This window comes from Streptomyces albus subsp. albus (assembly GCF_000725885.1).
GTDB lineage: Bacteria > Actinomycetota > Actinomycetes > Streptomycetales > Streptomycetaceae > Streptomyces > Streptomyces albus.
Genome location: NZ_JODR01000013.1, coordinates 53,557 through 78,030, shown reverse-complemented (window position 1 = coordinate 78,030; position 24,474 = coordinate 53,557). Strand labels below are relative to the sequence as shown.

The 24,474-nt window shown below is 74.0% G+C and carries 19 protein-coding genes and 2 pseudogenes; 13 read left to right on the top strand and 8 right to left on the bottom strand.

Going from position 1 to position 24,474, the window contains the following annotated elements:
* Nucleotides 1–384: 384 nt before the first annotated feature.
* On the top strand, nucleotides 385–765 hold the full coding sequence (locus IO40_RS0115840; RefSeq protein WP_030406775.1) for an STAS domain-containing protein: 381 nt from the start codon (nucleotides 385–387) through the stop codon (nucleotides 763–765).
* A gap of 51 nt (nucleotides 766–816) precedes the next feature.
* Here IO40_RS0115840 and IO40_RS0115835 read toward each other — a convergent pair whose 3' ends face one another.
* Entirely contained in the window at nucleotides 817–2,403 is a 1,587-nt protein-coding gene (locus IO40_RS0115835) for a class I adenylate-forming enzyme family protein (protein WP_031175607.1), read from the bottom strand.
* A gap of 154 nt (nucleotides 2,404–2,557) precedes the next feature.
* On the opposite strand from IO40_RS0115835, the gene IO40_RS0115830 reads away from it, so the two are divergent.
* The 4 genes and pseudogenes from IO40_RS0115830 to IO40_RS35310 form a co-directional block, all read left to right on the top strand.
* Nucleotides 2,558–3,748 (top strand): amidohydrolase family protein, encoded by a 1,191-nt coding sequence (locus tag IO40_RS0115830; RefSeq protein ID WP_016472482.1) that lies wholly within the window; start codon nucleotides 2,558–2,560, stop codon nucleotides 3,746–3,748.
* 10 nt (nucleotides 3,749–3,758) lie between these two features.
* The gene (locus IO40_RS0115825) at nucleotides 3,759–4,928 is read left to right on the top strand and encodes an acyl-CoA dehydrogenase family protein (protein WP_031175606.1); all 1,170 of its coding nucleotides are present in this window, start codon (nucleotides 3,759–3,761) and stop codon (nucleotides 4,926–4,928) included.
* 4 nt (nucleotides 4,929–4,932) lie between these two features.
* On the top strand, nucleotides 4,933–6,012 hold the full coding sequence (locus tag IO40_RS0115820) for an acyl-CoA dehydrogenase family protein (RefSeq protein ID WP_031175605.1): 1,080 nt from the start codon (nucleotides 4,933–4,935) through the stop codon (nucleotides 6,010–6,012).
* 442 nt (nucleotides 6,013–6,454) lie between these two features.
* A pseudogene (locus tag IO40_RS35310) lies at nucleotides 6,455–6,913 on the top strand (ATP-binding protein); the annotation flags it as partial.
* Between the two features lie 481 nt (nucleotides 6,914–7,394).
* On the opposite strand, the gene IO40_RS0115805 reads toward IO40_RS35310, so the two are convergent.
* Complete coding sequence (locus tag IO40_RS0115805) at nucleotides 7,395–8,330, bottom strand: cyclase family protein (RefSeq protein ID WP_016472487.1); 936 nt, start codon at nucleotides 8,328–8,330, stop codon at nucleotides 7,395–7,397.
* 110 nt (nucleotides 8,331–8,440) lie between these two features.
* On the opposite strand from IO40_RS0115805, the gene IO40_RS0115800 reads away from it, so the two are divergent.
* From IO40_RS0115800 to IO40_RS0115785, 4 genes are all read left to right on the top strand, one after another.
* Nucleotides 8,441–9,352 (top strand): SDR family oxidoreductase, encoded by a 912-nt coding sequence (locus IO40_RS0115800; protein ID WP_016472488.1) that lies wholly within the window; start codon nucleotides 8,441–8,443, stop codon nucleotides 9,350–9,352.
* Between the two features lie 62 nt (nucleotides 9,353–9,414).
* On the top strand, nucleotides 9,415–10,638 hold the full coding sequence (locus IO40_RS0115795; RefSeq protein ID WP_030406779.1) for an acyl-CoA dehydrogenase family protein: 1,224 nt from the start codon (nucleotides 9,415–9,417) through the stop codon (nucleotides 10,636–10,638).
* On the top strand, nucleotides 10,635–12,176 hold the full coding sequence (locus IO40_RS0115790) for an aldehyde dehydrogenase family protein (protein ID WP_234336547.1): 1,542 nt from the start codon (nucleotides 10,635–10,637) through the stop codon (nucleotides 12,174–12,176). Before IO40_RS0115795 ends, IO40_RS0115790 begins: the two co-directional genes overlap by 4 nt.
* Nucleotides 12,177–12,270: 94 nt before the next feature.
* On the top strand, nucleotides 12,271–13,356 hold the full coding sequence (locus IO40_RS0115785; RefSeq protein ID WP_016472491.1) for an alcohol dehydrogenase catalytic domain-containing protein: 1,086 nt from the start codon (nucleotides 12,271–12,273) through the stop codon (nucleotides 13,354–13,356).
* A 75-nt stretch (nucleotides 13,357–13,431) separates the two neighbouring features.
* Here IO40_RS0115785 and IO40_RS0115780 read toward each other — a convergent pair whose 3' ends face one another.
* Nucleotides 13,432–14,313, bottom strand: coding sequence for an SDR family oxidoreductase (locus IO40_RS0115780; protein ID WP_016472492.1), 882 nt, complete (start codon nucleotides 14,311–14,313; stop codon nucleotides 13,432–13,434).
* A gap of 88 nt (nucleotides 14,314–14,401) precedes the next feature.
* On the opposite strand from IO40_RS0115780, the gene IO40_RS0115775 reads away from it, so the two are divergent.
* Nucleotides 14,402–14,983 carry a TetR/AcrR family transcriptional regulator gene (locus IO40_RS0115775; RefSeq protein WP_031175603.1) on the top strand — a complete coding sequence of 194 codons (582 nt, stop codon included), beginning with the start codon at nucleotides 14,402–14,404 and terminating at the stop codon, nucleotides 14,981–14,983.
* A 160-nt stretch (nucleotides 14,984–15,143) separates the two neighbouring features.
* On the opposite strand, the pseudogene IO40_RS33605 reads toward IO40_RS0115775, so the two are convergent.
* Nucleotides 15,144–16,197 (bottom strand): annotated as a pseudogene (locus tag IO40_RS33605) (GlxA family transcriptional regulator).
* Between the two features lie 44 nt (nucleotides 16,198–16,241).
* On the opposite strand from IO40_RS33605, the gene IO40_RS0115765 reads away from it, so the two are divergent.
* Entirely contained in the window at nucleotides 16,242–17,624 is a 1,383-nt protein-coding gene (locus tag IO40_RS0115765) for an MFS transporter (protein WP_016472495.1), read from the top strand.
* A 104-nt stretch (nucleotides 17,625–17,728) separates the two neighbouring features.
* Nucleotides 17,729–18,496 carry an NAD(P)H-dependent oxidoreductase gene (locus IO40_RS0115760; protein ID WP_016472496.1) on the top strand — a complete coding sequence of 256 codons (768 nt, stop codon included), beginning with the start codon at nucleotides 17,729–17,731 and terminating at the stop codon, nucleotides 18,494–18,496.
* Nucleotides 18,497–18,565: 69 nt separating this feature from the next.
* Here IO40_RS0115760 and IO40_RS0115755 read toward each other — a convergent pair whose 3' ends face one another.
* From IO40_RS0115755 to IO40_RS0115740, 4 genes are all read right to left on the bottom strand, one after another.
* The gene (locus IO40_RS0115755; RefSeq protein ID WP_016472497.1) at nucleotides 18,566–19,195 is read right to left on the bottom strand and encodes a flavin reductase family protein; all 630 of its coding nucleotides are present in this window, start codon (nucleotides 19,193–19,195) and stop codon (nucleotides 18,566–18,568) included.
* 116 nt (nucleotides 19,196–19,311) lie between these two features.
* Nucleotides 19,312–20,277: an enoyl-CoA hydratase/isomerase family protein gene (locus IO40_RS0115750; protein ID WP_031175601.1), complete on the bottom strand. Its 966-nt coding sequence runs from the start codon at nucleotides 20,275–20,277 to the stop codon at nucleotides 19,312–19,314.
* A gap of 43 nt (nucleotides 20,278–20,320) precedes the next feature.
* The gene (locus tag IO40_RS0115745) at nucleotides 20,321–22,597 is read right to left on the bottom strand and encodes an acetate--CoA ligase family protein (protein WP_031175600.1); all 2,277 of its coding nucleotides are present in this window, start codon (nucleotides 22,595–22,597) and stop codon (nucleotides 20,321–20,323) included.
* Nucleotides 22,598–22,724: 127 nt separating this feature from the next.
* Nucleotides 22,725–23,897 carry a flavin-containing monooxygenase gene (locus IO40_RS0115740; protein WP_031175599.1) on the bottom strand — a complete coding sequence of 391 codons (1,173 nt, stop codon included), beginning with the start codon at nucleotides 23,895–23,897 and terminating at the stop codon, nucleotides 22,725–22,727.
* 136 nt (nucleotides 23,898–24,033) lie between these two features.
* Between IO40_RS0115740 and IO40_RS0115735 the strand changes: the two genes are divergently transcribed.
* Nucleotides 24,034–24,474: a Zn-ribbon domain-containing OB-fold protein gene (locus IO40_RS0115735; RefSeq protein WP_031175598.1), complete on the top strand. Its 441-nt coding sequence runs from the start codon at nucleotides 24,034–24,036 to the stop codon at nucleotides 24,472–24,474.

Here is a 24,474-nt window from a genome sequence, read left to right as displayed (position 1 = left end):
CCTCGGCTCCGCCGTCCGCTCCCGGCGGGGTGGCGGTGCCGCGTGTCGCGGTTCCGCTTCCGCCGGGGTGATGCCCGTCGATCCCCCCGAATGTAGTGGGAGCCACCGACAGCGCACGCTCCTTTGGGCCAATGGCGATGCCGCTTCGGTTGCGTACCGTGTGGTTTCCGTCACGGTGCGCTTGTTTCCGGCGGGGTGAGGCGGGAGTCTTGGGTGGGAAGGTGCGCGTCTGGTCGAGAGTTATGGGGGCGTGACCAAAGGTTCCCGCAGGTTCCCCCGGGTAATGCCTCAGCACCGCATAGGGTCGTTCCCTGGGACCAGTTTTGGAGGGGACGCGCAGGGCAGCCGACTGCTGTACGGCGATCGACGAAGGGGTTGCGGGGAGTGTCGTTGAAGGTGCTGGAGGAGGAGCGTGGCGGATGGGCCGTGCTCCGGGTCTCCGGCGAGCTTGACCTGGTCACCTCGCCCGCGGTGCGGCAGCACGTGCACGATGCCGTGGCCGAGGGGCGCAGGAGCCTGGTGCTTGACCTGTCCGACGTCCTCTTCTGCGATTCCAGCGGAGTGGGCGTCCTGATCGCCTCGCGGCGGCTGATGCGTTCGTGCGCGGGCCGGCTGCGGCTGATCCTGCCCGCCCGGGGTGCCGAGGACGGTTCGCATGTGAACCGGGTGCTGGCGGCGCTGGGAGTGCGCCGGCTCTTCGACTGCTACCCCGATCTGGAGGCGGCGACGGACGCGCACGCCGCCACGGGCCCGCTGACGGCCTGACCTCACGCCCCGCCGGCCCAGGACAATCGGGGCGGGGTGCCGGCCGGCTGGTCAGCCGAACCGTTCCCGCAGCTTGTACTTGAGCACTTTGCGCAGCGTCTCGTTGCGGGGCAGCGCGTCGACGACCTCCAGCTGTTCGGGGAGCTTGTAGGGGGCCAGCCCCGCCTCGCGCAGATAGGCGGTCACCTCGGGGAGGGTGAGCGGCGGCGCTCCCGCCGGCTGTTCGACGACGGCGCAGACCCGTTCGCCGCGCTCCGCGTCGGGCAGCCCGACGACGGCGGCGTCGGCGACGCCGGGGTGCTGGTAGAGGAGGTGTTCGATCTCCTTGGCCGAGATGTTCTCCCCTTTGCGGATGACGATGTCCTTGGTGCGGCCGGTGAGCACCAGATGGCCGCTGGCCAGCACGCGGCCGAGGTCGCCGGTGATCAGGAAGCCGTCGGCGTCGAAGGCCGCCGCGGTCTCCTCCTCGTCCAGATAGCCCTGGCAGACGGCTTCGCCGCGCAGCCGCACCTGGCCCTCGGCGCCGGGCGGCAGCGGGGTGCCGTCGGGGGCGGTGACGCGGATCTCCATACCGGCCGGCGGGCGTCCTTCGGTGGTGGCCAGCTGTTCCGGGGTGTCGTCGGGGGAGCCCATCGTGATCATGGGGGCTTCGGTCATGCCGTAGCCGTGGGTGAGCAGACAGCCCAGCTCGGCGACGACCTCGTGGTACAGCTCGGCGGGTTTGGGTGCGCCGCCCCCGGCCAGCAGCCGCAGGGTGGGGATGAGCGGGATGCCGGGCTGTTTGCGCTGCTCGGCCAGGAACATCGAGTAGAAGGCCGTGGAGCCGCCCGCCGTGGTCACCTTGTGGCGGCGGTAGCCGTCGAGGGCGTCCGGGAGGGCGAACTTCTCGAACAGGACGGCGGGGAAGCCGTACAGCAGCAGCATCACCAGGTAGTCGGGCCCGCCGATGTGGGCGTAGGGGAAGGCGATGGAGCCGACATCGTCGGGGCCCAGACGCAGTGCGTGCGCCAGACAGGAGCCGCCGGCGATGAGGCTGCGGTCGGTGTGCCTCACTCCGCGGGGTGCCGAGGTGGTGCCGGAGGTCCAGTAGATCCACCGCACCCGGGTGCCGTCGTCGGGCGGGGGCGGCAGCGGGACGGTGCCGGGGTCGGCCTCGGGCAGGCTGTCGTAGGCGGTCAGGGTCTGCGCCGCGGTCCCGTCACTGCGGGCGATGCGGGCGGCCAGCGCGGTGTAGTCGGTGCCGCGCCAGTGGCCGGGGTGCGCGTACCAGGCGGCGCCGGTGGCGCGCAGGGCGAGGGCGACCTCGCGGTCCCGGTAGCCGGGGATGACGGGGGTCTGGCGGACGCCGAGCCGGGCCAGCGCCAGGGAGAGCACCACGGTCTCGATGCGGGTGGGCAGCTGCCAGGCGACGGTGTGATGGGGCCGTACGCCGTGTGCGTACAGGCCGGCGGCGGTGCGTTCGGCGCGGTCGCGCAGCCCGCGGAAGGTGAGGGTGCGGTCGTCGGCGGGGTCCTCGGCGGCCTGGATGAGCACGGGGTCGTAGGGGGTGAGCCCGGCGCGCCGGTCGACCAGTTCCCACAGGGTGTGCGAGGCGCCGAGCGCGTGCGCGGCATCGGGCCGGTGTGCGAGAGCGGTCATCGCCGTCCCCTCACTGTTGCTGACGCTCCGTCAGGTCGTGCGGGAAGCGTAGGCGGCGACGCCTTGTCGGTCCAGAGGTGGCGGGGCTAGCCTCTTTCTGACGGGTCATCAGATATCGGCCGGGGCACCCGGCGAGTGGCGAGGGGACGAGCCCGTGACGGAACTGCCGCGCATCATCAGCGTCGACGACCACGTGATAGAACCGGCGCACCTGTTCGAGACCTGGCTCCCGGCCAAGTACCGGGACCGGGGGCCCAAACCGCTGACCGCCGGCATCGGCGAACTGGAGTACGTCGGCGGCAAGTACCGCATCTCCATGGACCCCGACGGACCGCCGACCGACTGGTGGATCTACGAGGACCTCCAGTTCCCGTACAAGCGCAACATCGCGGCCGTCGGATTCGACCGGGACGAGATGACGCTGGAGGGCATCACCCGCGACCAGATGCGGCGCGGCTGCTGGGACCCGGCCGCGCGGCTGGCGGACATGGACCTCAACCACGTCGAGGCCTCGCTGTGCTTCCCGACCTTCCCGCGCTTCTGCGGCCAGACCTTCGCCGAGGCGCACGACAAGGAGGTCGCGCTGGCCTGCGTACGCGCCTACAACGACTGGATGGTCGAGGAGTGGTGCGGCGACTCGGGCGGCCGGCTCATCCCGCTGTGCCTCATCCCGCTGTGGGACATCGACCTGGCCGTCGCCGAGATCCGCCGCAACGCCGAGCGCGGCGTGCGGGCCGTCACCTTCAGCGAGATCCCCACCCACCTGGGGCTGCCCAGCATCCACTCCGGCTACTGGGACCCGTTCTTCGCCGTCTGCGAGGAGACCGGCACCGTCGTCAACATGCACATCGGCTCCTCCTCCCAGATGCCCGCCGCCTCCCCCGACGCGCCTCCGGCCGTGCAGGCGTCGCTGTCCTTCAACAACGCCATGGCTTCGATGATGGACTTCCTCTTCAGCGGCGTCCTGGTCAAGTTCCCCCGGCTCAAGCTCGCCTACAGCGAGGGCCAGATGGGCTGGATCCCCTACGCCCTGGAACGCGCCGACGACGTGTGGGCCGAACACCGCGCCTGGGGCGGGGTCCGCGACCTGATCCCCGAGCCGCCCTCCACCTACTACTACCGGCAGATCTACTGCTGCTTCTTCCGCGACAAACACGGCATCAGCGCCCTGGACGTGGTCGGCCGCGACAACGCCACCTTCGAGACCGACTACCCCCACGTCGACTCCACCTTCCCCCACACCAAACAGGTCGCCCTCGACCACGTGCAGGGCCTCGATAAGACGACCGTCCACAAGCTGCTGCGCGGCAACGCCATCCGCATGCTGGAGCTGGACCTCGTCTGAGGGAGGTTCGATGGAGCTGGCGTACACCGCCGAGGAGGAGGAGTTCCGGGCCGGGCTGCGCGCCTGGCTGGCCGAGGTGCTGCCCGCCCTCCCGCCCCGCCCGGACCCGCTGGACTGGCCCGCCCGCCGCGCCTACGACATGGGTTGGCAGCGCAGGCTGTACGACGCCGGGTACGCCGGGCTCAACTGGCCCAAGGACGCGGGCGGCCAGGACGTCACCCCCACCCAGCAGCTGATCTTCCTGGAGGAGACGGAGGCGGCCGGCGCCCCCTACGTGGGCGCCGGGTTCGTCGGGCTGCTGCACGCCGGGCCGACCATCGCCGCCGAGGGCAGCCCCGAACAGCGCGCCCGCTGGCTGCCGCCCATCCTGCGCGGCGAACAGGTGTGGTGCCAGGGCTTCTCCGAACCGGACGCGGGCTCCGACCTGGCGGCGCTGCGCACCCGCGCGGTCCGCGACGGGGACAGCTACGTGGTCAGCGGCTCGAAGATCTGGACCTCGCACGCGGAGGTCGCCGACTGGTGCGAACTCCTGGTGCGGACCGACCCCGAGGCGCCCCGCCACGCCGGGATCAGCTGGCTGGCGCTGCCCATGGACGCGCCCGGCGTCACCGTACGGCCGCTGCGCACCCTGGCCGGCTCGCGGGAGTTCGCCGAGGTGTTCCTGGACGAGGTGCGGGTGCCGGTGGCCAACCGGGTCGGCGCGGAGAACGACGGCTGGCGCGTCACCATGGTCACCCTCTCCTTCGAGCGGGGCACCGCGTTCGTCGGGGAGGTCGTCGCCTGCCGCCGTACGCTGCGGCTGCTGGCCGGCCGTGCCAAGGAGAACGGCCGCTGGGACGATCCGGTGCTGCGCCGCCGGCTGGGCCGCCTGCACGCCGAGTTCACCGCGCTGTGGCGGCTCATCCAGTGGAACGTCAGCGAGGCGGCGCACGCGCGGCGCCGGGGTGGCAGCGGGGTGCCGGGGCCGGGCGGTTCCGTCTTCAAGCTGCGCTACTCGCACGCCCGGCAGGAGCTGTACGACGCCGCCGCCGACGTTCTGGGCCCCGGCGCGCTGGACCTGGACGAGGAGTGGACACGGGAGCGGCTCTCCTCCCTCTCGTACACCATCGCCGCCGGTACCTCGCAGATCCAGCACAACATCGTCGCCGAGCGTCTTCTCGGCCTGCCGAAGGGACGGTGAGCCGGTGGACTTCCGGCTGAGCGACGACCAGGAGGCGCTGCGGCGCGGTATGCGGGAACTGCTGGCGGCGCGCTTCGGCCCCGAGGCGCTGCGGGCCGCGGTGGACGGTGCGGAGACGGCCGGTGCGGAGGCGGCCGGTGGAGTGGCAGGTGAGGGCACCGCCGGTGAACGCGCACCGGGCGCGCGGACGGCGGGCGGCGGCGGGCCGTGCCGGGGCGTGGTGGACCGGCGGCTGTGGCGGGAGCTGGGCGAGGCGGGGTTCTTCGCGCTGCGGGTGCCCGAGGCCGCGGGCGGCGTGGGGCTGGGACTGCCCGAGGCGGTGCTGGTCTTCGAGGAGGCGGGACGGGCGCTGCTGCCCGGCCCCCTGGTGGCGACCCACCTGGCGGCCACCCATCGGGGCGGGGACGGCGCCGAGGCGGTGCCCGGCGCCGCCGAGGGACGGGCGGTGGTGACGGCCCTGGAGCCGGACGGCGCACCACTGGTGGAGCACTGGGCGGACGCGGACGCCGTGCTGGTGCCGGAGGGGGAGGGGGTCGGGGTGGCGGCGCCCGGGGTGGTGCGGGCGCTGCCGGTGCGCGCGGTGGACCCGCTCACGCCGCTGCACTGGGTGTCCGGCGGGCGGCCGGCGGCGGTCGCGGCGTGCGGGGCCGGGGCCGGGGTGCTGTGCCGGGAGGCGGCGTTGCTGACGGCGGCGCAGCAACTGGGCAGTGCCTGGCGGACGCTGGAGCTGGCCGTGGGACACGCCCGTACGCGTGAGCAGTTCGGGCGGCCGGTCGGCGCCTTCCAGGCGGTGCAGCATCTGTGCGCCGGGATGCTGGTGCGCGCCGAGACGGCCCGTGCCGCGGTGTACGCCGCTGCCGTCACCGGTGACGAGGCGGAGACGTGCGCGGCGAAGCTCCTCGCCGACGAGGCGGCCGGCGCCAACGCCCGCGACTGTCTCCAGGTGCACGGCGGTATGGGGTTCACCTGGGAGGCCGAGGTGCACCTGCATCTGAAACGGGCGTGGCTGCGCGGGTCACAGTGGCGAACGGCTGTGGCGGCGGAGGAACAGTTGGCGGAAGCACTCCTGAGTCCCCGTCTGTGAGGGATCCGGCGTATTTCTCCGGGTGGTTCACAGAGGTGCGATTACGCTGGGTTATGGGAGGTGTCTGTGCACCGTGTGACGACCGGGAGCGGAATCCCGGATTCCACTCCGGTACGCTCCCTGGGCGCGGAGCGGGCGGTCCCGGCGGACACGGCCCGTGCCGAACCGGGTGTGCCAACGGCCGGATGACACGGTGATGGCCCTGATCAACAAGGAACTCAAGGGTGACAAGACGTTTCAGCGGAAGCCGTTCGAGTTTCCGCGCGTGTCGTCGCACACGTCGTCGCACAGTATGCCGTGCGTCTACTCCTTTGCGCCGGAATATGCCTGAAGCGCTTGTTGCCCTCACTATGAGTCAACCATGCTGTTCTCGCTGGAGTCACAATCCGTGACTACAAGGAGACGCGAGGCGATGTGTCCGCCAGTTCGGATGGTGTGAGCGGTGCAGGTGCTTCTGGAGCAGTTGGAGATCGGATCCGATCCGACGGAGGTGGGGCGCGCCCGCAGGTGGGCCAGGGCGCGGCTGGCGGGAGCCGGGGTCGCCGCTGACGAACCCCTGGCCGAGACGCTGATTCTGCTGATCTCGGAACTCGTGACCAACGCGGTGGTGCACACCGGCTGTCCGGCCGTGCTGTGCATGCTCCTGCCGCGGCGGTGCGGCGGCGAGGGTGCGCGCGGGGCGGTGGGCTCCGTGCGGGTGGAGGTCGCCGACGCGAGCAGCCGGGCGCCGCGCCGACGGCAGGCGGAGGGCGAGGACACCGGTGGCCGCGGCCTCGAACTCGTCTCGGGCCTGGCCGACCGCTGGGGCTGGGAGCACGAGCCCGGCGGCAAGCGGGTCTGGTGCGAACTGGACGCCGTACCGCCGGCCCCGGCCGGATCCGGCGCCCCGGCGGCCGACGGTGAGGCGCGGGTCCCGCGGGGCGGGGCGCGGTCCGGTGGCGAGCCGCACGGCGGCGAGACGTCCGCCGACGCCGGGGCGCGCGGGCGGAGCGTGTCACGCCCCCACAGCGAGGCGTGTCCCGTCCGGGAGCTGCGGGCCGAGGCGAGTGTCCGTGCCCGGGTGAACGTGGTGCAGGCGGGCGCTGGCGCGTTCGGCTGATGATGCGCCGGGTCAAAACGGACATAAACTCCAAAGTCCAGACCAGGTGTTGACGTGTCGTGGCGGGCTGATCACCCTTGGGTGGAGCGATTCGCCGTGAGGGGACGCCGAGGTGCGTGAGGTTCCTCGGCGAGTGCGGGTCGCGGTCCGGCGCCACCTCCGAGTGAGGCAGGGCCCCGAGCGCCGGAGTCGGGTGGCGGTACGCCGTACCGTGCTCGGGGCGCGTACCGGCGCACCGCCACCCGGCTGTGCCCGGCCACCGGCCCGCCCCGGACGCGGCGCGCTACAGGACGGCCACCGGCGCCACCGGGGCGCCCGTACCGCCGGTGAACGGCTCCGGCTGGGCGGTGAGCAGGAAGGCGTGGCGGCCCTCCTCGGCGCAGACCCGTGAGAGCTCCTCCAGGTTCCAGTTCTGGCCCTGGAGCATGCCCATCTCCACCAGGTGGAGGGCGTGCACGGGCAGCCACAGGTCCTCGATCTCGGGCGGCACGATCTCGAACGTGAGCGTGTCGTTGGCGACGGCGGCCACATCGCGGGCGTGGAACCACTCGGGCGTGCGGATCGACAGCCCGGGCGACGGGTGGGCGTAGCCGTGCTTGTCCCCGGCGAGGTAGTGGCGCAGCTGCCCGGTGCGCACCAGGACGACGTCCCCCGCGCCGACTCGGACCCGGGCGAACTCCTCGGCCGCCGCCAGATCGTCCGGCGTCACCGCGTGGTCGCCCGGCAGCCGCTCCAGGCCCAGGGCGCGGGGTACGTCGAGGAGGACGCCGCGGGACACCAGCGGGCGCGTCTTCTCGATGCCGCACACGGTGGCGCCGCCGTGCGCGGTGACGGTGGCGGCGGGGCGGCCGTTGTAGAGCTTCCCGCCGGCCGACACATGGGCCAGACCGTCCCAGTGGGTGGCGGCCTGGAGCCCCATGGTGACGACGTCGTCGCTGGTGGCGACGGTGCCGGGGCCGAACATCTCCAGGTTGACCGCGACCATGGTGTGCAGCGGGTTCACCCTCCCCGGGATCATCCCGGTCTGTACGCCGTCCTGCTGGAGCGGCAGCGCGAGCGGTACCCGGCGGCCGGTGCGGACGGTGGCCGCCGCCTGCCGGACGACCTCGTCGGTGATCAGGTTGAGGGTGCCGTTCTCGTCGTCGGCGCCCCACCGTCCCCAGTTGTTGACCCGTGCGGCGATCTCGGCGAACTCGGGGCACTGGGCCGGCACGGTCATCTGTCCTCCCGCGGACTGTCGTTGGGGGCGATGCCGTACGGGTCTTGTGTTCGGACGGCACCTGCCCAAGAATCTAACGGGTCGTCAGAAACTCCGGGAGGGGGCGGGACGTGGGCAACTTCTTGGCCGGAAAGGTCGTGGCCGTCACCGGCGCCGGCCGCGGCATCGGCCGCGCCGTGGCGCTGGCCTGCGCGGCGGAGGGCGCCGAGGTCGTCGTCAACGACTACGGCGTCTCGGTCGACGGCGCCGAACCGCACAGCGAGATCGCCGAGACGGTGGTGAAGGAGATCACCGCCGCCGGCGGCGAGGCCGTCGCCGTCGCCGACGACATCTCCACCATGGACGGCGGACAGCGGGTCGTGGACACCGCCCTGTCCCGCTACGGCCGCCTCGACGGCGCCGTCTGCGTCGCCGGCATCCTGCGCGAACGCATGCTCTTCAACATGAGCGAGGAGGAGTGGGACCCCGTCGTCGCCACCCACCTCAAGGGCACCTTCACCGTCTTCCGCGCCGCCAGCGCCGTCATGCGCCGCCAGCGCGGCGGCACCCTCATCGGCTTCACCAGCGGCAACCACCAGGGCTCCGTCTCCCAGGCCAACTACGCGGCGGCCAAGGGCGGCATCATCTCGCTGGTCCGCAGCGCGGCCCTGGGACTCCACAAGTACGGCGTCACCGCCAACGCCGTCGCCCCCGTGGCCCGCACCCGGATGTCCGCCGGCGTCCCCATGGAACTGGCCGAGATCGGCGAACCGGAGGACGTCGCACCGCTGGTCGTCTACCTGCTCAGCGAGCGGGCCAGGCAGGAGGGGATCACCGGCCAGGTCTACACCGTCGCCGGGCCCAAGATCGCCGTATGGGCGCAGCCCCGCGAACTGCGGGCCGCCTACGGCGAGGGCCCCTGGACGCCCGAGCGCCTGGCCGACTTCCTGCCCGGCACCGTCGGACAGGACCCCATGCCCATGCTGGCCCGGCTCACCGAGATGGCCGAGGCCGCCGCCCGCCAGGACCGCCCCAACGCCTGAACCCGCCGGCCGCCAACCGGGCAGTGCGCCCCGGGAGCGCCGGCAGGGGAGAGGGGACGCACGTGGACTTCGGCTTCACCCCGCAGGACGAGGAGTTCCGGGCCCAGGCCCGCACCTGGCTCGCCGAACGGCTGACCGGCGACTACGCGGCGGCGGCCGGGCAGGGCGGGCCCGGCAGCGAGCACCAGGCCAGCACCGTACGCCGCCGCTGGGAGCGCGAGCTGGGCCGCGGCGGCTGGATCGGCCTCGGCTGGGACCGGGCCCGCGGCACCTTCGGCAACCGCCACGCCACCGTCGTCCAGCAGGTCGTCTGGGCCGAGGAGTACGCCCGCGCGGGCGCCCCCGCCCGCGTCGGCCACATCGGCGAGAACCTGCTCGCCCCCACCCTGCTGGCACACGGCACCGACGAACAGTGCGCCCGGTTCCTGCCCGCCGTCGCCCGCGGCGAGGAACTGTGGTGCCAGGGCTACAGCGAACCCGACGCCGGCTCCGACCTGGCGGCCGTCCGCACCAGCGCCGTACGGGAATCCGGACCCGCCGGCAGCCGCTACCGCATCACCGGCCAGAAGATCTGGACGTCCCTCGCCCACGAGGCCGACTGGTGCTTCGTCCTCGCCCGCACCGAACCCGGCTCGCACCGCCGCCGGGGCCTGTCCTTCCTGCTGGTGCCGATGGACCAGCCGGGCCGCATCGAGGTGCGGCCCATCCGCCAGATGTCGGGCACGGCCGAGTTCAACGAGGTCTTCTTCGACGGCGCCCTGGCGAAGGCCGGGCACCTCGTCGGAGCCGAGGGCGACGGCTGGCGGGTCGCCACCGCGCTGCTCGCCCGCGAGAGGGGCGCCTCCACCCTCGTCCAGCAGATCGGCTTCGCCGCCGAACTCGACCAGGTGCTCGGCCTGGCCCTGGCCGAAGGCGCCGCCGACCGCGACCCGGTGCTGCGCGAAGAACTGGTGCGGGCCTGGGCCGAACTGCGCACCATGCGCCGGCACGCGCTGCGCACCCTGGGCGGGGCCGACAGCACCGCCGTACCGGGGGCGCCCAGCGTCGCCAAGCTGCTGTGGGGCGGCTGGCACCAGCGGCTCGGCGAACTGGCCGTCCGGGTGCGCGGTGCCGCCGCGGCCCTCGGCCCGCGCGACTGGACACCGCGACGGCCCTACGAACTCGACGCGCTCCAACGGCTGTTCCTCTTCACCCGGGCCGACACCCTCTACGGCGGCTCCGACGAGATCCAGCGTGACCTGATCGCCCAGCACGCACTGGGCCTGCCCAGAGAGGCGCACACGTGACGGAAGCGAGCACGCCGGCCCCGCCGGCCACCGAAGCACCCGGCGCCGCCGGCCGGCCGCCTGGCGAGGAGCCGCGCAGCTACGGGCACTGGATCGGCGGTGCCTGGCAGCCGTCCGCACGCGGCCACTACCCCGTCACCGACCCGGCGACCGAACTGCCCGTCGGCCGGGCCCCCGAGGGCGGTGCCGAGGAGATCGACGCCGCCGTGCGCGCGGCCCGCGCCGCCCAGCAGGAATGGGCCGCAGCGCCCGCCCGGGAACGCTCCCGGGTGCTGGAGCGGATCGCGGACCTGATCGAGGAGCGCGGCCCGGCACTGCTGCCGCTGCTCCAGGCCGAGACCGGCGCCACCCGCGCGGTCGCGCGCGGAATGCAACTGCCGACCGCCGCCGAACGCTTCCGCCGCTACGCGCGCGGCGCGCTGGAGTCCGACACGGTGCCGCTGGCGCCCCGGCCCGTGGCCGCCAGCGCGCTGGCCCCCGGCGGGCTGATCGGGGCGGCGGCCGTACGCCGTCCCATGGGCGTGGTCGGCTGCATCACCTCCTACAACTTCCCCGTCGTCAACCTGGCCGGGAAGGTTGCGCCCGCCCTCGCCATGGGCAACGCGGTGGTGTGCAAGCCCGCGCAGCAGGACCCGCTCAGCTGTCTGGAGCTGGGGCCGGTGCTGAAGGAGGCCGGACTGCCGGACGGGCTCTACAACGTGGTCACCGGCTCGGGTCCCGGGCCGGGCGAGGCCCTGGTCGCCCACCCCGATGTGGACATGATCAGCTTCACCGGTTCCACCGCCGTCGGCAAGAAGATTGCCGAGCGTGCGGGCCGCGACATGAAACGCACCCTGATGGAACTCGGCGGCAAGGGCGCCGCGCTCGTGCTGGACGACGCCGACGACCGCATCCGGCAGGCGGCACTGACCGCGATCGCCTCCACGTGGACGTTCCACAGCGGCCAGATCTGCACCGCCCCCACCCGTGCGCTGGTCCACCGCAGCCACCACGACGCCTTCGTGACCGAACTGGCCCGCTACGCCTCCGCGCTGACCGTCGGCGACCCCCGGGACAAGCGCACCGTCGTCGGGCCGCTGATCTCGGCCGCCCAGCGCGAGCGGGTCGAGGCGCACATCGCGCAGGCGCGCCGCGAGGGCGCCACCGTACGGGCGGGCGGGCAGCGGCCCGCCCAGCCCGCCACCGGCTACTACGTGGCGCCCACCCTCCTGACCGACGTCACCCCGGAGATGACCGTGGCCCGCGAGGAACTGTTCGGGCCCGTCGTCGTGGTCCTCCCCTTCGAGGACGACGAGGAGGCCGTACGCCTCGCCAACAGCACCCCCTACGGGCTCCACGACTACGTCTTCGGCGGCGACACCGGCCGCGCCTGGCGGCTCGCGGGCCGGCTGCGCAGCGGCAACGTCGGCATCAACACCGTGCAGCGGCACCCCGAGACACCGTTCGGCGGCTTCAAGGAGTCCGGGATCGGCCGCGACGGCGGCTCGTTCGGACTGCACGCCTACAGCGAACTCCAGTCGATCGTCTGGCCGTCATGACCGCGGACCCGGCACGGGCCCCGCGGGAAGGGAGCGCACCGATGACCCACAAGCCGCACTCCGCACCGGCCCGCACCCGCACGGGGCGGACGGCATGAGAGGCGTCGTCCTGGACGGCGCCGGGGCGGGCGCCCGCGTGGTCGGTGACCTCGACGTCCGCGACCCGGGCCCCGGCGAGGTCGCCGTCGGCATCCGCGCCGCCGGACTGTGCCACAGCGATCTGTCCGTCGTGGACGGCACGATCCCCTTCCCCCGCCCCGTCGTCCTCGGCCACGAGGGCGCCGGTGTGGTCGAGGCGGTCGGCGAGGGGGTGCGGCACGTGGCGCCCGGCGACCACGTGGCGCTCTCCACCATCGCCAACTGCGGCGCCTGCCCCGAGTGCGCGCGGGGCCGGCCCACCATGTGCCGCCGCGCCATCGGGCGGCCCGCCAAGCCGTTCCGGCGGGGCGGCGAGGAGCTGTACGCCTTCGCGGCGACGTCCGCGTTCGCCGAACGCACCGTAGTACGGGCCGTGCAGGCCGTCCCCGTGCCGAAGGAGATCCCCCTCACCTCGGCCGCGCTCATCGGCTGCGCCGTCCTCACCGGTGTCGGTGCCGTCCTCAACCGGGCGAAGGTCGGGCAGGGCGAGTCGGTGGTGGTGCTCGGCGTGGGCGGGATCGGGCTGAACGTCCTCCAGGGCGCGCGGATCGCGGGCGCCGGCCCCATCGTCGCCGTCGACGCCAACCCGGCCAAGGAGGAGGTGGCCCGGCGCTTCGGCGCCACCCACTTCGTGACCGCGGGCCAGGGCGCCGACTCCGGTGCGGACACCCTGGCCGCCGTACGGAAGGTGCTGCCGGACGGCGCGGCGCACACCTTCGAGTGCGTCGGCAGCACGGCCCTGGTGCGGCAGGCCGTGGAACTGCTGGACCGGCGCGGCCAGGCGGTGCTGCTGGGCATGCCCGCGGCCGACGCCGAGGCCGCGTTCGTGCCCGCCGGGCTCTTCCTGGACAAGTCGATCCTGGGCTGCCGCTACGGCTCCTCCCGGCCGCCGCGTGACATCGCCCTGTACGCCGACCTCTACCGGCGGGGCCGGCTGCTGCTGGACGAGCTGGTCACCGAGGTCTACCCGGTGGAGGAGTTCGACCGCGCCGCGGCGGACGCCCGCCGAGGACGGCTGGCCCGCGGAGTGCTCACCTTCTGAAGCCGGCCGCCGGGGGCGCTGGTGTGTTGCCTCCGGACCACCTCGCCAGGCCGGATGGAGACGGCGGTGAGGGTGTCAGGGCTGAATGCGCTCCAGGTCCTCGAGGAGGCCGGGGTGGGCCGGCTGCCATCCGAGGACCTTGCGGGTGTGGGCGCTGGAGGCCGGCTGGTCCATGGCGAAGATGGGACCGAACGGGCCGAAGTTCTCCTGCGGGACCTCCTCGACGGGCAGGCCGAGTCGCCGGCCGATGACCGCGGCGATGTCCCGCACCGCGTCGCCCTCGTCGCCGACGGCGTGCCAGGCAGTCCCGGCCGGTGCGGACTCGAGGGCCAGACGGAACAGAACCGCTGCGTCGCGCGCGTGCACGGCCGGCCAGCGCTGGGTGCCGTCGCCCGGGTAGCCGGCGACCCCGGTGCGGCGCGCCTGATCGGTCAGCAGGCCCGCGAATCCGCCCTTGCCTTCGTTGTGGACTGTGCGCGGCATGCGGACAGCCGTGCTGCGCACACCGCGCGAGGCGAGGTCCAGCAGGGCGTTGACCGAACGGCCACGGCCGCCCACCGGCCCGTCGGTCGGCAGCGGATCGGCCTCCACGGAGGCGCGTCCGGGAACCCACGGCGTGCCGGAGACCGTGACGATCGGGCGGTCGCTGCCGATCAGTTCCCGCCCCAGCGTGGCGAGAGCGGCACTCTCCTCGGCGATGGCCCGGGCGAGCGCCTCCGGACTGCCGTAGTCGCGTCCGAACGCCAGACTGATCACGCCGTCGCACTGGGCTGCGCCGGACCGCAGGACGTCGAGGTCGGCCAGTTCTCCGCGCAGCACCTTCGCGCCGGCGCGTTCGAGAGCCTGCGCGGAGCCGTCCGAGCGAGCCAGTGCGAGAACGGTGTGGCCGTTGCCGAGCAGTTCGGCGACGACGGCGGAGCCGATGGTGCCGGTCCCACCGGTGACGAAGACATGCATGAGCTCTCCCTGAAAGTGATGAGACAGGTGTCTCATCACTGACCATACAGGGTGATGCGACAGGTGTCTCATCACTTATCCTGGTCCCATGGCTAGATGGCAACCGGGAGCGGCCCAGCGACTCGTCGTCGCAGCCGTCGACCTGTTCACCGAGCAGGGATACGACGCCACCACGGTGACGCAGATCGCGGAGCGCGCCGGTGTCACCAGGAGCACCTTCTTCCGGTACTTCTCCGACAAGCGCGAGGTACTCGTCGCCGGCCAGGAGACGCTCAGCAGGCTGCTCGCCGACGGCATCACCGAGGCCCCCGCGAGCGCCGGGCCGCTCCAGGCGGTGGCGGCCGGTCTCGAGCGCGCATCGGGCGCCATGGGCCCGGCGAACCGCGAACTCGGCCCCCGCCTCAAGGCGGCCGTGGCGGCCAGCACCGAACTGCAAGAGCGCGATGCCCTCAAGAGTGTCGGTCTCGCGGCTGCCATGACTGCCGCGCTCACCGCCCGCGGCGTCCCCGAGACGACCGCTCATCTCGCGGCGGAGATGGGAGTCCTCGCGTTCAAACGGGGATACGCGCAGTGGACCGAAAGTGATCCTGACAACGGCACGGAAGGGCTCGCGCCGCACGCACTGGCAGCCCTGGAAGACCTGCGTGCGGCAACCGCGTCGCTGGACTGATCCAAGCCGCCCGGCTGTCGCCGGCCGCACGGGCACCGTGCCCGCTCCCGCATGGGCGGCGCCGCATCGCGTCCACGCTCGCCCTGGCCGGGCACGCAAACAAGGGGCAACCGTCACCGCACCGCCACGCCGGTGGGACCGCCCGGTTGTCCCGTCCCGCCTACGCGGCTGCCCCGTCGGCCCCGTCGTCCGGCTCGCCGTCGTCCCGCGCCCGGAACGTGCGGCGGTAGGCGCGGGGGGAGACGCCGAGGGCCGCGTGGAAGTGCTGGCGGAGGGAGGCCGCGGTGCCGAACCCGCAGTCCGCGGCCACCCTTTCGACGGGCAGGTCCGTCTCCTCCAGCAGGTGACGGGCGTGCTCCAGCCGCTGCCGGGTCAGCCAGCGCAGCGGAGTCATCCCGACCTCCTCGCGGAAGCGCCGGGTGAACGTGCGCACGCTCATGGACTCCTGGCGGGCCAGTTCGCGGAGGGTGAGGGGCTGGTCGAGGTGGGCCAGGGCCCAGGCGCGTGCGGTGGCGGTGGAGGAGACGCGCGGCTCGGGCACCGGGCGCCGGGCTGAACTGGGCCTGCCCGCCGTCCCGGTGGGGCGGCACCACGGTGCGGCGGGCCACCTCGTTGGCGACGGCCGAGCCGTGGTCCGCGCGCACCATGTGCAGGCACAGATCGAGGCCGGCCGCCTCACCGGCCGAGGTGAGGACGGTGCCCTCGTCCACGTAGAGCACGTCCGCGTCGAGGCGGACGCGCGGGTAGAGGGCGCGGAAGCTGTCCGCGGACATCCAGTGGGTGGTCGCGCGTCTGCCGTCCAGCAGTCCCGCCGCCGCCAGGACGAACGCGCCCGTGCAGATGGAGGCGATAGGGGCGCCGGGCCGGATCCCCTCCAGCGCCTCGCGCAGTTTCGGGGCGAGGACGCCGGTGGCCTCCGTCGCCTCCGCCTCGTGGCTGGCGGGCACCACGACCGTGTCGGCCTCGGCGAGCGCCTCGGGGCCGTGCGCGACGGCGATCGGGAAGTCGGCGTCCGTGCGTACCTCGCCCGGCTCGACGGCGCAGGTCACCACCTCGTACAGTCGCCCGCCCCGCGGGGAGCGCGCCCGCCCGAACACCTGGTGGACCGAGCCGAGTTCCAGGGGTATCACCCCGTGCCGTACGAGGACGGCGACCTTGTGGAGTCCCGGACGGGTGAAAACGGCCATGGCCAGATCCTCGCACAGGGTGGCCATCGGGCCACTCGTCCAGATGTCCGCGCTCCCACAGGCTGAACGCCGTGACCGAGACACAGACCCCGCATCCGTCCGGACAGGACGGCCCTGGCCCCGCACCCCGGCCGGCTCCCCGGACCGCACCCCGGCCGGCTCCCGGGACCGGCGCCGGCCCCGGTCCCGGCTCCGCCCCCGGCGCCGCCCCGCCGCGCGTGCACCGGGCCTGGTGGGTCGCGCTGGTGTGCTTCGTGGCGCTGGTGGGTGCCGCCGGGTTCCGGGCCACACCCAGCGTCTTCATCGAGCCGTTGCACGCGGAGTTCGGCTGGTCGCGCGGCACCGTCTCCTTCGCCGTCGGCCTCAACGTCCTGCTGTACGGGCTCACCGCGCCGTTCGCCTCCGCGCTGATGGAGCGCTACGGCATCCGCCGGGTGGTGGCCACCGCCCTGCTGCTGATCTCGGCGGGCAGCGGACTGACCGTCTTCATGCACGCCGCGTGGCAACTCGTCGTCTGCTGGGGCCTGCTGGTGGGCCTCGGCTCGGGCTCCATGGCGCTGGCCTTCGCCGCCACCGTCGCCAACCGCTGGTTCGTCGCCCGGCGCGGCCTGGTCAGCGGCATCCTCACCGCGGGCAGCGCCGCCGGACAGCTCGTCTTCCTGCCCCTGCTGGCCCTCCTCGTGGAGGGGTCCGGGTGGCGGACGGCGGCCCTCGTGGTGTGCGGCGCCGCGCTCGCCGTCGTCCCGCTCGTCGTCTGGCTGCTGCGCGACCGCCCCGAGGACATCGGGCTGCGCCCCTACGGCGCCGGACCCGGCCACGTGGCCGAGGAGGCCCGGACGGACGGGGCGCTGCGGCGCACCCTCGGCGCGCTGGCCCGTGCGGCCCGCACCCCGGTGTTCTGGCTGCTGGCAGGCTCTTTCGCGATCTGCGGCGCCTCCTCCAACGGGCTGATGAGCACCCATTTCGTGCCCGCGGCGCACGATCACGGGATGGCGGTGCCGGTCGCCGCCTCGCTGCTGGCCGCCATCGGTGTGCTGGACCTGATCGGCACCGTCGGCTCGGGCTGGCTGACCGACCGGTTCGACGCCCGTGTGCTGCTGGCCGTCTACTACGGGCTGCGTGGCCTGTCCCTGCTGTTGCTGCCGATGCTGTTCGCCGCCCAGGTGCAGCCGCCGATGGTGTTCTTCATCGTCTTCTACGGCCTCGACTGGGTCGCCACCGTGCCGCCCACCATGGCCCTGTGCCGCGAGCACTTCGGTGAGGACGGCGCCGTCGTCTTCGGCTGGGTGCTCGCCTCCCACCAGGCCGGCGCCTCGCTGGTCGCCTTCCTCGCGGGCCTGGTGCGGGACGCCACCGGCAGCTACGACCTGGCGTGGACGGGCACCGGCGTGCTGTGCGCCGTCGCGGCGCTGATGGTGCTGGTGGTCCGGCGGCGCGGAGCGGCGGCGGGATGAGGGCGGCGGCGCGGGCGCCTGCCGCGCATGTGTGGCCACAATCTTGCACTCGCCGTCCATCAGGCCACTCGTGAGGGGCCCGGCGCCGCCGGAGCATCGTCGTCATGAAGACGCTGTGGATTTTCGCCCACCCCGAAAGCCGCTCGCTGAACGGCATGTTGCGCACCGCCGGGATCGCCGCCCTGCGTGCCGGAGGACACCAGGTACGGGAGTCCGACCTGTACGCCATGGGCTTCGACCCCGTCGTCGGCCACGGTGACTTCCCCGGCCGCGACCCCGGCGGCAGGCTGCTGGTCGGCGCGGCGCAGGAGGAGGCGTACACCACCGGCCGGCTCGCCGCGGACATCCGCGCCGAGCAGGAGAAACTGGCCTGGGCCGACACGGTGGTGTTCCACTTCCCGCTGTGGTGGTTCGGCCCGCCCGCCATCCTCAAGGGCTGGTTCGACCGGGTGCTGGTGCAGGGCTTCGCGTTCGGCGTGCGGGACGCCGAGGGCCGCACCCGGCGCTACGGCGACGGCGGACTGGCCGGCAAGCGCGCCATGGTCGTCACCTCCGTCGGTGCCCGCGCCTCCGGCTTCGGCCCGCGCGGCATCCACGGCTTCATCGAGGAAGTGCTCTTCCCGCTGCACCACGGCACCATCTGGTACACCGGCATGACCGCGCTGCCCCCGTTCGTCGTCCACGGCGCCGACCGGGCCGGCGAACAGGAGGCCGCCGGGCACCGGGCGGCGCTGTGCGCGCGGCTGCACCGGCTGGAGACGCTGGAGCCGCTGCCCTTCCGCCACGAGGCCGGCGGCGACTACGACGCCGACCTCGTGCTGCGCGATCACCTGGCGCCCGGCCGGACGGGGCTGGCGGTGCACTCGGCGTGAGGCGGGGGCCGGGCGGACCGGGCAGCGGGGTGCCGGGGGCGGGGTGCCGGGGGCGCCCCGGGGTGCCGCTCAGTCCGCCGGGGTGAACGTCCCCAGCCGTCCCCGGTGGAAGACCAGCGGTCCCGGCGCGCCCTCGACCGTGTCCAGGGCCCGTACCCGGCCCACCACGATCAAGTGGTCGCCGCCCGTGTGCACGGCGTGGACCTCGCAGTCGATCCACGCCGTGACCCCGTCCAGCAGCGGCGAGCCGGTCACCGGCGCGGGCCGGTACGGGACCCCGGCGAACTTGTCGGCGCCGCTCACCGCGAAAGCCCGGCACAGCCCGGCCTGCTCGGCGGACAGGACGTTGACGCAGAACACCCCGGCCCGCGCGATCCGCGGCCAGCTCGTGGACGTACGGCCCACCATGAAGGAGACCAGCGGCGGGTCCAGCGACAGGGAGGCGAAGGACTGGCAGGCGAACCCCGCGGGGCCCGGCTCGCCCTCCGCGGCCGGCGCGGTCACCACCGTCACGCCGGAGGCGAAGTCGCCCAGCACCCGGCGGAAGTGGCCCGCATCGACGGGCGCCGGCTCGTCCTCGCGGACGGCCCGCAGCTCGGGGCGGGGCAGGAGGTCGGGGCGTGGCCGGGGTGGTTCTTGCGCACCGGGTGCGGTGTGCGGGTCCACGGCGCTCAGATAGCGCACCGCGGTGGCTGCCATTCCAGCGTGTCCCATCATGGCTTCGACGCACCTGCTCCTTCATCGGGTCCGGCGGTCCTGCGGGGGCCGGCCGCCACGGTGCCCGCCGGCGCCCCGTCCAGCGTAACCACGGTGCCTCACCGCCCCTCGAAAACGGGAGACCGCCTCTGGGCGAAGGAGGCCACGCCCTCACGCGCGTCCCGGGTGGTCATGTTGATCTCCTGCGCCCACGCCTCGGCGGCGAAGGCGGCCGAACGGTCGGTGTCCAGCGAGGCGTTGACCAGACGTTTGGTCAGGGCCAGGGCGCGGGTGGGGCCGGTGGCCAGCCGGTGGGCCCAGTCGCGTGCCGTGCCGGCCAGCTCTCCGGCCGACAGCACCCGGTTGACGAGGCCGAGCCGGGCCGCTTCGGCGGCGGGCAGGCTGTCCCCGAAGAACATCAGTTCCTTGGCCCGCTGGGGGCCCACCAGCCGGGGCAGCAGGTAGGCGCCGCCGCCGTCCGGCACCAGTCCGCGCCGCACGAACACCTCGACGAACGCGGCCTCCTCGGCGGCCAGCACCAGATCGCAGGCGAGAGCGAGGTGCGCGCCGATCCCGGCCGCGGTGCCGTTGACGGCGGCGATCACCGGTTTCTCGCAGTCGAGTACGGCCGCGATCAGCCGCTGCGCGCCGCGCTCGACGGTCCGGGCCACCTGGCCGGCGGCCGGCTCCGTACGGCCGGTGCTGTTGTCGTTGCCGCTGCTGCCGCTGCCGTTGCTGCCGCTGCCGCCGCGCAGGTCGGCGCCCGCGCAGAAGCCGCGGCCCCGTCCGGTCAGGACGACGGCGCGCACCGCGTCGTCGGCCGAGGCGTCGGCCAGCAGGCCGATCAGCCGCTCGCGCTGGTCCCAGGTGAGTGCGTTGAGCGCGTGCGGACGGTCGAGGGTGAGCCACGCGACGGCATCCTCGGTGGTACAGGTGACGACGGCCTCCGGCGAATCGTCTCCGGCCTCGCGCGCGGGCCGGCCCTCCGGCGGCGGCGCGCCGCCCGCTCGCGCGGCTCCGCCAAGGGCGGCGTCGCGGCCGGCGGACGGGGTGTCGTCACGGGTCTCGTGCGGGGAGGACGTCACGGTGGGGCTCCTTATCCGGGGCTGCGGGTGCCGGGCTGCGGCCTCAGCGGCAGACGGCCAGCGCGTCGAGCGCCACCGCGCCCTGGCCGCGCGGGAGGACGACCAGCGGGTTGATCTCCAGTTCGGCCAGTCCGGACCCCTCCCGGGGGCCGCCGCCGTCCGGTCCGGCGGGGCCGCCGCCCAGCTCAAGGGCCATCCGCTGCACCCGCAGCACGACCTCCACCAGGGCGTCGGTGTCCGCGGGCGGCCTGCCGCGCACCCCCTCCAGCAGTCCGGCGCCGCGCAGTTCGCCGAGCATGGCCCGCGCCTGCTCCTCCCCGAACGGCGGGACGCGTACGGCCGTGTCCCGCAGCGCCTCCACCAGGACGCCGCCGAGCCCGACGGTCACCACCGGCCCGAACAGCGGGTCCTGGCTGAGCCCGACGATCATCTCCACGCCCGGGTCCACCATCTGGCACACCAGCACGCCGTCCAGTTCGATCTCCTCGGCCCGCGCGATGTCGGTGAGCTCCCGGTAGGTGTCGCGGACCTGGCTGGCGGAGGTCAGACGGAGGCGGACGAGGCCGTAGTCGCTCTTGTGCGCCAGATGCGGCGCCGACGCCTTCATCACCACCGGGTAGCCGACCTGCGCCGCCGCCCGGACCGCGCCGGCCGCGCTGGTGCACAGCTGTTCGCGGGGCACGCGGATGCCGTAGGCGCGCAGCAGTTGCTTGCCCCCGTGCTCGCTCAGCTGCTGTCCGGGCCGCAGCAGGCTCTGCGCCTTGCGGTGCGAGGGCGAGGGGGTGCGGGGCGCGTCGTCGAAGGGGGAACGGTAGGCGCGGGTGAAGCGGTGGTGGTCCAGGTAGGCGCGGACCGCGCGCACGCAGTTGCCGAAGGTGCGGAACGTCACCACGCGGGAGGAGCCCAGCAGCGTGGTGCGGTAGGCGTCCTCGGTGCCCACGGGCGAGCCCCAGATGACGCAGACCGGTTTGTCGGTCTGCTCGGCGGCGTCCACCAGGTCCTGGGCCAGCCTGTCGCTCATCGGCGGGAAGGGGCCCGTGATGGGACAGATGAGGACGCCGACGTCCGGGTCGGCCAGGATCGCGTCGATGATCTTGCGGCCCCGCCAGTCGCCCACCGGGTGCCCGCCGTTGTCGATCGGGTTGGCGACCGACAGGTACTCCGGGATCCACTGGTGCAGCTCGGCCTGCTTCGCCTCGGAGAGGACCGGCAGGGTGAGGCCCGCGGCGGTGGCCATGTCGGACAGATGGGCGCCGGTGCCGCCCGAGATCGCGTAGACGGCCACACCGTCGGCCCGGGGCGGGCGGGCGCGGGCCAGCAGGGTGGCGGTGTCCTGCAACTCGTCCAGCCCGTCCACGCGGATGACACCGAACTGCCGCATCGCCGCGTCCACGGTCGCGTCCGCCCCGGTGAGCTTGCCGGTGTGCGAGGCGGCCGTACGCGCCCCCGCCTCGGTGCGGCCCACCTTGACGGCGACGACGGGCACCCCGCGGCGGGCGGCCCGGTCGGCGGCCAGCAGGAAGGCGCGGCCGTCCTTGAGCCCTTCCACGTAGGCGGCCACCGCCCCCACCTCGGGCAGCCCGGCGAAGTAGGAGAGGAAGTCGGCGGTCTCCAGGTCGGCCTCGTTGCCGGTGGGCGCCCAGTGGGAGAGCCGTACGCCCAGTTCCTGGAGGGCGAAGACGGGCCTGCCCTGGTGGCCCGACTGCGTGATGAGCGCGATGGCCGGGCCCGCCAGGTCGTCGCGGAACCGCTCGAACGCGTTGAGGTTGGTGTTGGGGCCCAGCAGCCGGACGCCCGCGCGGGCGGCGGCCTCGGCGAGCTTCTCCTGGGCCGCGGCGCCCTCGGGGCCGGTTTCGGCGAAGCCCGAGGCGAACGCGACGGCGAACCGGGTCTTGGTGCCGGCCAGCTGCTCCAGTACCGGCAGCGGGTCGGCGACCAGGAGGACGGCGACGTCCACCGGTTCGGGCAGTTCGGTGACGTCGGGGACGCAGCGCAGGCCGAACACCTCGCGCCGCCCAGGGTGCACGGGGTGCACGCGCGCGCCCACGCGCTCGGCCCAGGCCAGCAGTTGGCGGGTGATGCCGGTGTTGGGGCGCCCGTCCGCGTCGGAGGCGCCCACCACGGCCACGGACTCGGGCCGGAAGAAGCGGTCGAGGTCCGGTACGGGGGCGCGCAGCGGCCGGCCGCTGACGTCGCGCTCGGCGCCGGGGTCGTCGGGAGTCCGGCTGTGCACGGCGCCACCGGGCCCCTCCCCGCAGGCCAGTACGCGGGCGGCGGAGCGGTGGGTGGTGGTGAGGGTCCCGTGAGTCGATCCGAGCATCGTTACTCGCCCACTCCCGTGTGGTGGCCGACAAGAACTGACGCTGTGTCAGGTTACTGAACTGACGGGTCGTCAGGAAGACCTCGCGCACCGCACCGTTCCGCCACCGCGGGGCCACGCCCCGGTGTCAGTGCGCCGCCCGGGCGAGCCGCCGCGCGATGCGCCGGGCGTCCAGCCGCAGCTCGCGCAGGGTGCCGCTGATCGGGTTCGAGTAACCGAGAAAGTGGAGGGCCGGCGCGCCGGGATGGGTGTCCGGGCCGTGGACGAGCGGCCGTCCGTCCGCGTCGAGCACCCCCAGATGCCCCACCAGCCCCTCCAGTCCCCGCCGGTAGCCGGTCGCGGCGATCACCGCGTCGGGGGCGAGCGTGGTCCCGCCGGCCAGCACCACCTTCTCCCCCTCGAAAGCGCTGACGGCGGCCACCGGCTCCACCGCCCCGCGCCGTACCGCCTCGACGATCCCCACGTCCAGCACCGGAAGGGCGCCCTGCCGCACCCGTGTGTAGAGCCCCGCCTCGGGGCGCGGCAGCCCGTAGGGCGTCAGGTCCGGCACGGAGAGCCGGGAGACCCGCGCGGCCATCCGGTCCACGAGCGGCACCGGCAGCCGGCGGCACAGTACGGCGCTGCGCTGCGAGGGCCAGCCGAGCGTGGAGCGGCGCAGGATGTGCGGCGGGGTGCGCACGGCCAGCCGCACCCGGGCGGCGCCGCCCTCCACGAGATCGACGGCGATCTCGGCGCCGGTGTTCCCGGCGCCGGCCACCAGGACGTCCTTGCCCCAAAACGGCGCGGCGTCGCGGTAGCGGGCCGCGTGCAGCAGTGTGCCGCGGAAACCGTCCCGGCCCGGCCAGTCGGGCAGGTACGGGGTGTGGTTGCAGCCGGTGGCGACGACGACGGCCGGGCCGGTCAGCCGCCGCCCCCCGGCGGTGTGCAGCACCCACTGCCGGCCCGCCGTCCGCTCCAGCCGGCGCACTTCCACACCGGTGGCCACCCGCAGCCGGTGGTGCTCCGCGTACTGTTCGAGATAGCGCACCAGATCGGCGCGGGCCACCCAGCGGCCGTAGCGGCGGGGGATGCGCAGCCCGGGCAGCGCCGAGCCGGCCCGCGTGGTGTGCAGGTGCAGACGCTCGTAGTGGTGGCGCCAGGAGGTGCCGACCGCGTCGGACCTCTCCAGTACGAGCGCGTCGACGCCCCGCGCCCGCAGCGCGGCGGCCACGGCGAGCCCTCCGGGTCCGGCGCCGATGACGTGGACGGGCGCACCGCTGTCGGGTCCGGCACTCTCGGGCACGGCTGACGGCATGGACATGCCGATAAGCGTAGTGCGGCCCGCAAGACCACCGATCCGGCCGCCGCCCCCTTGCGCGGGTGCTGCGGCACACCGAAACTGACGGTCAGTCAGTTCCAGCGGGCAGGCACGGCGAGACGACGGGAGATGCGGGCGAATGGCCGGAGAGGCGCAGCCGCGGTTCGACATCCCGGAAGCGGACGCGTTCACCGCGCCCTACTGGCAGGCCGCGGCCGAAGGACGGCTCCTGCTGCGCCGCTGCCGAGCCGAGGGCTGCGGCGCGGCGCACCACTACCCGCGCGAGTTCTGCCCCCGCTGCTGGAGCGAGGACGTCGTCTGGGAGGAAGCCGGTGGCCGGGCCACCCTCTACACCTGGTCCGTCGTCCACCGCAACGACCTGCCACCGTTCGGCGAGCGCGTCCCCTACGTGGCGGCCGTGGTCGAACTCGCCGAGGGCCCCCGCATGATGACGGAGATCGTCGAGGCCCCCCACGAGACGCTGCACGTGGGCATGCCCCTGCGGGTCACGTTCCGCCCCCTTGCAAGCACGGAGCCTCCCGGGACGGCCCCGGCCATCCCGGTCTTCCGCCCGGCTTGA